Source organism: Bradyrhizobium sp. (genome assembly GCF_030654605.1).
Classification (GTDB): domain Bacteria; phylum Pseudomonadota; class Alphaproteobacteria; order Rhizobiales; family Xanthobacteraceae; genus Bradyrhizobium.
Window position 1 is genome coordinate 1 of sequence record NZ_JAURXB010000110.1, and the last position, 7203, is coordinate 7203.

Sequence of the window (7203 nt, forward strand, 5' to 3'; positions counted from 1 at the left end):
GTATCCCTGCAGGTCGCCGCCGCATTTCGGAATGATGGTGAGCCAGTTTTTCGAATACTGCTCGAACATCGCGCGCTTGAACGGATCGAGCTGGTAGCGGATGAAAACGGTGATGGTCAATTTTTTAGACTCCAATGTTCCAGCAGCCGTCATTGCGAGCGCAAGCGAAGCAATCCAGCTTTGCCAACAACAGGCTGGATTGCTTCGTCGCGGAGCCTGTCATCGGGCGCGCATTCGCGCGACCCGTTGGCTCCTCGCAATGACGAACGGGAATAGCGTCGGTCCAATCAACATAATCCCCTTGACGACATCGATGCTTCGTCTAACATCGAACTATGAAAGCCGGTCCCGACATCGCCATGATCGCCGCTCTGGTCGGCGATCCCGCGCGCGCCAACATGCTGACCGCGCTGCTGGGTGGCCGCGCGCTGACCGCCAGCGAGCTGGCGCACCAGGCCGGCATCACGCCGCAGACCGCGAGTTCGCATTTGTCGAAGCTCGAGGTTGGCGGTCTGATCGAGCAGGAAAAGCAGGGCCGCCACCGCTATTACCGGCTCAGCGATCCCGATGTCGCCGGCGTGCTCGAGGGCCTCGCCGGCCTGGCCGCACGCGCCGGCCACATGCGCCTGCGCACCGGGCCGAAGGATCCGGCGCTGCGCCGCGCGCGGATCTGCTACGACCATCTGGCCGGCGATCTCGGCGTGCAGATGCTGGACAGCCTGCGCAAGCAGCGCCTGCTGCGCCAGACCAGGCAGACGATCGAGCTCACCGCCGAGGGCGAGCGCTTCATGGCGAAGGCGCTGCAGATCGACTCGGCCGCGCTGGCGCATCCGCGCCGCCCGCTGTGCAAGGCCTGCCTCGACTGGAGCGAGCGGCGCCATCATCTCGCGGGCACGCTGGGCGCGGCGATCATGGCGCGGTTCACCGAACTGAACTGGGCGGCACGCGACGCCGCCCCCGGCAGCCGGGTCGTCAATTTCACCCGCAGCGGCGAGAAGCGTTTTGCCGCGCTGTTCGGCGAGAGTTCGGATTAATCGCTGCGCTCAATGAAACCGTCGCCGTGCGCATTCATTCCGCGTTCAGGTCGCCGCATTAAGGTCGCACAAATGGACCGGCGTGTTGTATTCGGCAACCTGTCGAATCACAGGGATTCCGGCGCCGTGCAATGCGGCATGCAATGAGAGAGAAGACATGAAATATCTGATCGCAGCAGCCCTGCTTGCAACTACCGTTGTGGGCTTCGCTCCCGTCGCCGACGCTGCACAGGGATGTGGCCCTGGCTTCCACCGCGGCCCCTATGGCGGATGCGTCTCCAATCGCCGCGTGGTCGTGGTGCGTCCGCCGGTCGTGTACCGGACGGCTCCGGTCGTGGTGGTGCCGCGCGCCCGGGTCTGCCCCCGTGGCATGGTCTGGTATGCGGGACGCTGCCGTTACTGAGTTTACGTCACGCATCACGGCAAAAACTCCGCTCGCGCGGGGTTTTTTGTTGGCGGGCTGCGCATCCGGCGGCCCGACGTCAACGCAGCAACGGGAGGACGGAAATCCGCCCTCCCGCGAACCGGAACGATTGCACTTACCAGTAACGGCGGCGCCAATAGCGCCGGCGCCAGTAGCGGCGACGCACGCGGCGGCGATAGCCCCAATATCGACGGCGGCGCCAACCCCAGCGGCGGCGGCCCCAACCCCGCCTGCCCCACCCCCTGCCGCGACCGCGGCCCCAGCGCACCTGTTCGGGCGCCAGACGATCCGCTTCATCAGCGGTAGTGACCGCCGGTTGCGCATCGCTGTTTCCGGGCGGCAGGTCTTTCGTGAGCGGTTGCGGCGTGAGCGGTGCGGCCTCGGCCTCAGCGCCCGCGGCCAGCGCCACCGCGCCCGCGGCAAATCCAAAAGCGAGTTTCAGAAAGTGGCGGCGTTCCATGACATCTCCCTCGTCGCGGCACTATGGAGTGATGCGAGGAGAGTGTGATCGCGGCCAGATGAATGCCGGCTGAACCGATGCAACTTATCGCACCACATCCCCGCTGTCGTCCCTGCGAACGCAGGGACCCATACGCCGTGTACCGTCGGCTCAAGCACTGAACCGCGACGCCTTCTGCAGTAAACGGCACCTGTGGTTATGGGTCCCTGCGTTCGTGCGCAATTGCGCACTAGGCAGGGACGACGATAGAGATGGGATACGCAACCCACCTCCTGTCACAATGCTATGATATCCGCCTGCGCATCATCAGTGAGAACCGCCCATGCCGATCCGCCACCGCTCCGCCCTGCTGTCCGCGCTGTTGTGCGTCGCCTTCATCGTGCCCGCTGTCGCGCAAGATCTGCCGCGCGAGGCGCAGATCGGTCCCCGGCCCTTCTACCTCGTCGACAAGATGAAGGACGGGCCGCTGAAGCAGAAACTTCAGCAATGCACCGGGCCTTTTCACAAGACCGATTTTTCCATCGGCCATCGCGGCGCGGCGCTGCAATTCCCCGAGCACACCAGGGAGTCCTATTCCGCGGCGGCCCGAATGGGCGCAGGCGTGATCGAATGCGATGTGACGTTTACAAAAGACCGGCAACTGGTGTGCCGGCATTCGCAATGCGACCTGCACACCACGACCAACATCCTGTCGCTGCCCGCGCTTGCGGCAAAATGCACCATGCCGTTCATTCCGGCCGATCCCGCCACCGGCCGCAAGGCATCCGCGAAGTGCTGCACCAGCGACATCACCCTGGCCGAATTCAGGACGCTGTCGGCCAAGATGGACGGCTTCAATCCGAACGCCACCTCCGTGGCCGAATATCAGAACGGCACGCCGCGCTGGCGCACCGATCTCTACAGCCATTCCGGCACGCTGATGACCCACGACGAGAGCATCGCGCTGATCAGGAGTCTTGGAGCCAAATTCACGCCGGAACTGAAGGCGCCCGAAGTCGCGATGCCGTTCGACGGCGACTACACCCAGGAGAAATACGCATCGCAGATGCTGCGGGCCTACAAGGACGCGGGCATTCCGGCACGCGACGTGTTCGCCCAGAGCTTTAGCCTTGCCGACATCCTGTATTGGGTGAGGACCGAGCCGGAGTTCGCGGCGCAAGCGGTATATCTCGAGGACCGCTACGAGACGTCCGGTTTGCACCCCGCCAAGCCCGAGACATGGAAGCCGACGATGGCCGAACTGAAAGCGCAGGGCGTCAAAATCCTGGCGCCGCCGATCGCCATGATGCTGGCGCTGAACGACAAGCGCGAGATCGTGCCGTCGGAATATGCCAAAGCGGCGAAGGCCGCCGGCCTCGATTTGATCGGATGGTCGCTGGAGCGCGACGGCCCGCTCGACCGCGGCGGCGGCTTCTATCACAAATCGATCAAGGCCGCGATCGACCGCGACGGCGACACGCTCACCGTGCTCGACGTGCTGGCGCAACAGGTCGGCGTGCGCGGCATGTTCTCGGACTGGCCGGCGACCACGACGTTTTACGCGAGTTGCACGGGGATGAAGTGAGGGTAACTCTCCCGTCGTCCCCGCGAACGCGGGGACCCATACGCCGTGACGCCAGTGGTCCAAGGAAAGCGTCCATCGATTTGCCATAACGAGACGTCACGGCGTATGGGTCCCGGCTCAAGGCCGGGACGACGACTTCTTTACGGATCAAGTCCGCGCAAATTTTCGTTCGACAACGCGTTCGATCACTCCGGCTTGATGCCGGCCTTCTTCACCACGTCGCCCCAGCGCGCAACTTCGGAATTGACGAATTTTCCGAACTCCGGGCCCGCCAGGTTTGGCGTGGCGGAGCCGTTCTTCGCCCAGATTTCCTTGAGCAGATCCGAATTCAGCGCCTTGCGCACTTCGGCCGCCATCTTCGCGACGATCTCCGGCGGCGTGCCCTTTGGCGCGAACAGCGCATACCAGGTCGAGACTTCGAATCCCTTCAATCCCGCTTCCGCCGAGGTCGGGACATCCGGGATCGCGGGCGAACGCGCCGGCGCTGCAACCGCGAGGCCGCGCAGCGTGCCTGACTGGATCTGGTTGGCGGAGGTGCCGAGCCCGTCGAACATGACGTGGATTTGCCCGGAAACCAGATCCTGCATCGCAGGGCCCGCGCCGCGATAGGGCACGTGGTTCATCTGCGTACCGGAGAGGATCTGGAACAATTCTCCCGAGAGATGATGCGTGGTGCCGCGACCGGCCGAGGCGTAATCCACCTTGTTCGGATTGGCCTTCAGATAGGCGATGAACTCGGCCAGCGTCTTGGCCTGGACCTTGGACGGATTGACCGTCACCACCTGCGGCGGGGCCGCGATCAGGACGACCGGGACAAAATCCTTTTCGAGATCGTAATCGAGCTTGAGATAGATCGCCGGCGCGATGGCGTGGTGCGCGGCGCCGACGAAGAAATTGTAGCCGTTGGACTCGGCCTTGGCCGCCGCGGACGCCCCGACGGTGCCGCCGGCGCCGGCGCGATTGTCGATCAAGAAGCGCTGGTTGAGCTGCTTGTCGAGTTGCGCTGTCAGCGGACGAGCGAAAGCATCGGTGCCGCCGCCCGCGGCGAATGGCACGATGAACGTCACCGGCTTGGTCGGCCAGTCCTGCGCCGCAGCCGGTCCGCAAGCCAACGTGACCGCAAGCGCGACTGATGCCAGTGTAAGATGAAGGGCGCCCGCGCCAGCGCGCTGCGATTGAAAGCCCATGATGCGTTTCCCTGTGGAGGTTGGTTTTTGCTTGGTTGAATTGCTCGATTAGGCCATTACGCCGGAGGCTTGGCAAGCCGGTTCGACCGGCTTTTAGTAGCGGATGCGACCGGCCCGGCGGCGCCGGAATTGGCCGCGATCGGACAGCATGTCGATGAAGTGAGGCGACCGAAAGGCTACTTCCGCTTCTGCCGGTCGAGAAAATCCTGCCCCTGCTTCATCATCTTCTGCATCAGGGCCTCCGCCTCGGCGTCGTCGTCCTCATCCTTTTTTACAGCCGCCGGCGGCGCCGCGGGATCCGGGCAATTGGCCTCGGTTTCCTTGACCCGGGTATAGGTCGCGCCCGCCTTCGCGGTCTCCGTGCACATCACGAAATCCTTGGCGCCGACCGGCACCGGCTTGACGCAGACCACGGTGGCGAGCCCGTTGGGTATCGCCATATGGCAGTTCACCTCGCAGGCCATCACCTGCGCATAGGGATTGCTGGCGGTCACCGTGACCGTCTTGCGGTCGGCCCCGAGCGTGCAGGTCGCGACATCGGCCGCGAACACCGGAGCCGCGGCGAGCAATGCCGCCGCCCCGCAAAGCCATTTTTTCATGAAGTCCCCTTCCCTCGTGGTCCCGTTTGTCGCGATGGGAAGGAAGCGGGTTCGATGCGCGGAGCGATAACAACTCCATCGTCGTCCCCGCCTAGTGCGCAATTGCGCACGGGGCGCGGGGACCCATACGCCGCGGCCATTGTTGTCGAGCACACTGGTCAACGGCCTTTTTCAACAACAGATGACCGGGATTATGGGTCCCCGCGTTCGCGGGGACGACGGCGAGAGGAGCTCACGCCGCCGCAAAATCCTCCGCCAGCACCAGCACCTCGCGGGTGCGGGTGACACCGGGCCAGCAGCGGTCGAATTCGGCGACCAGCGGCTTCATGGTGTCGGGACCGGTGCCGCGCTCCAGCGCCGCCAGATCGGAAAACTCATACATCGCCACATGCAGCGACGGATCGCTGGCACTCCAGAACCGCCGCGCCCTGGTGATGCCGAACGCCTTGGTGGCGTCAGGCAGATGTTCTTTTTGGTACCACGCGTCGAACGCGGCGCGCTTGGCGGGATCGCTGACGGTGGCGCGAACGACGAAATAGGCGGTGGGCATGGGTCAGACCTTCACAACGGCAAATTGTCGTGTTTCTTCATCGGGATCTCGACGTGCTTGTCTTTCAGCATCGCCAGCGCCCGGGCGATCCGCCGCCTGGTCGAATGCGGCATGATGACGTCGTCGATGTAGCCGCGCTCGGCGGCGACGAAGGGGGACAGGAAGCGGTCTTCATATTCCTTGGTGCGCGCGGCGATCTTGTCAGCGTCGCCGATATCCTGACGGAAGATAATTTCCACGGCACCCTTGGCGCCCATCACGGCGATCTGCGCGGTCGGCCAGGCGTAGTTCATGTCGGCGCCGATTTCCTTCGACGCCATCACGTCGAACGCGCCGCCATAGGCCTTGCGGGTGATGATCGTGACCAGCGGCACCGTGGCCTGCGAGAATGCGAACAGCAATTTGGCGCCGTGCTTGATCAGACCGCCGTACTCCTGCGCGGTGCCCGGCAGGAACCCGGGTACGTCGACGAAGGTCACGATCGGAATGTTGAAGGCATCGCAGAAGCGGACGAACCGCGCGGCCTTGCGCGAGGCGTCAGAGTCCAGCACACCCGCCAGCACCATCGGCTGGTTGGCGACGAAGCCCACCGTGCGGCCGGCGATGCGGCCGAAACCGGTGACGATGTTTTTGGCGAAGGCTTCCGAAATCTCGAAGAAGTCGCCCTCGTCGACCACCTTCAGGATCAGTTCCTTCATGTCGTAGGGCTTGTTCGGATTGTCGGGGATCAGCGTGTCCAGCGACATGTCGACCCGCTCGATGTCGTCAAAACTCGGCCATTCCGGCACACCGTCGGTGTTGTTGCTGGGCAGGAAGTCGATCAGCCGGCGCATCTGCAGCAGCGTCTCGACGTCGTTTTCAAAAGCGCCGTCGGCGATCGAGGAACGCGTCGCGTGCACGCTGGCGCCGCCGAGTTCTTCCGCGGTGACCACCTCGTTGGTGACGGTCTTCACCACGTCGGGGCCGGTGACGAACATGTAGCTGGTGTTCTTCACCATGAAGATGAAATCGGTCATGGCGGGCGAATAGACGTCGCCGCCGGCGCAGGGGCCCATGATGACGGAAATCTGCGGGATCACGCCCGAGGCGATGACGTTGCGGCGGAATACGTAGGAATAGCCCGCCAGCGCAGCTACGCCTTCCTGGATCCGGGCGCCGCCGGCATCGTACAGCCCGATGATCGGCGCCCTCGCCTTCATCGCCATGTCCTGGATTTTGACGATCTTCTGCGCGTGGGTCTCGGAGAGCGAGCCGCCGAACACGGTAAAATCCTTGGCGAACACGAAGATCTTGCGGCCGTTCACGGTGCCCCAGCCGGTGACGACGCCGTCGCCCGGCACCTTCGATTTTTCCATGCCGAATTCGGTCGAGCGGTGCTCGACGAA

Annotated in this window: 9 protein-coding genes; 3 read left to right on the forward strand and 6 right to left on the reverse strand. The window is 64.0% G+C overall.

Translation table 11 applies throughout. The features are described 5' to 3' along the window. Positions 1–120: NIPSNAP family protein (locus Q7U29_RS10930; RefSeq protein WP_304741271.1), on the reverse strand; the 120-nt coding region annotated here is incomplete at its 3' end. Positions 121–335: 215 nt separating this feature from the next. On the opposite strand from Q7U29_RS10930, the gene Q7U29_RS10935 reads away from it, so the two are divergent. Beyond that, positions 336–1034: a helix-turn-helix transcriptional regulator gene (locus Q7U29_RS10935; protein WP_304741255.1), complete on the forward strand. Its 699-nt coding sequence runs from the start codon at positions 336–338 to the stop codon at positions 1032–1034. Between the two features lie 157 nt (positions 1035–1191). Beyond that, positions 1192–1437, forward strand: a complete 246-nt coding sequence (locus tag Q7U29_RS10940; protein WP_304741257.1) for a GCG_CRPN prefix-to-repeats domain-containing protein — start codon at positions 1192–1194, stop codon at positions 1435–1437. A gap of 136 nt (positions 1438–1573) precedes the next feature. On the opposite strand, the gene Q7U29_RS10945 is transcribed toward Q7U29_RS10940, so the two are convergent. Further along, positions 1574–1918: a twin-arginine translocation signal domain-containing protein gene (locus tag Q7U29_RS10945; protein WP_304741259.1), complete on the reverse strand. Its 345-nt coding sequence runs from the start codon at positions 1916–1918 to the stop codon at positions 1574–1576. A 322-nt stretch (positions 1919–2240) separates the two neighbouring features. On the opposite strand from Q7U29_RS10945, the gene Q7U29_RS10950 reads away from it, so the two are divergent. Further along, the gene (locus Q7U29_RS10950) at positions 2241–3482 is read left to right on the forward strand and encodes a glycerophosphodiester phosphodiesterase family protein (protein WP_304741261.1); all 1242 of its coding nucleotides are present in this window, start codon (positions 2241–2243) and stop codon (positions 3480–3482) included. 185 nt (positions 3483–3667) lie between these two features. Here the strand turns inward: Q7U29_RS10950 and Q7U29_RS10955 are convergent, their stop codons facing one another. From Q7U29_RS10955 to Q7U29_RS10970, 4 genes are all read right to left on the reverse strand, one after another. Then, positions 3668–4669, reverse strand: a complete 1002-nt coding sequence (locus Q7U29_RS10955; RefSeq protein WP_304741263.1) for a tripartite tricarboxylate transporter substrate binding protein — start codon at positions 4667–4669, stop codon at positions 3668–3670. Between the two features lie 176 nt (positions 4670–4845). Then, entirely contained in the window at positions 4846–5268 is a 423-nt protein-coding gene (locus Q7U29_RS10960) for a hypothetical protein (protein WP_304741265.1), read from the reverse strand. 232 nt (positions 5269–5500) lie between these two features. Continuing rightward, positions 5501–5818 (reverse strand): hypothetical protein, encoded by a 318-nt coding sequence (locus tag Q7U29_RS10965; protein WP_304741267.1) that lies wholly within the window; start codon positions 5816–5818, stop codon positions 5501–5503. A gap of 11 nt (positions 5819–5829) precedes the next feature. Beyond that, positions 5830–7203: acyl-CoA carboxylase subunit beta (locus Q7U29_RS10970; RefSeq protein ID WP_304741269.1), on the reverse strand; the 1374-nt coding region annotated here is incomplete at its 5' end.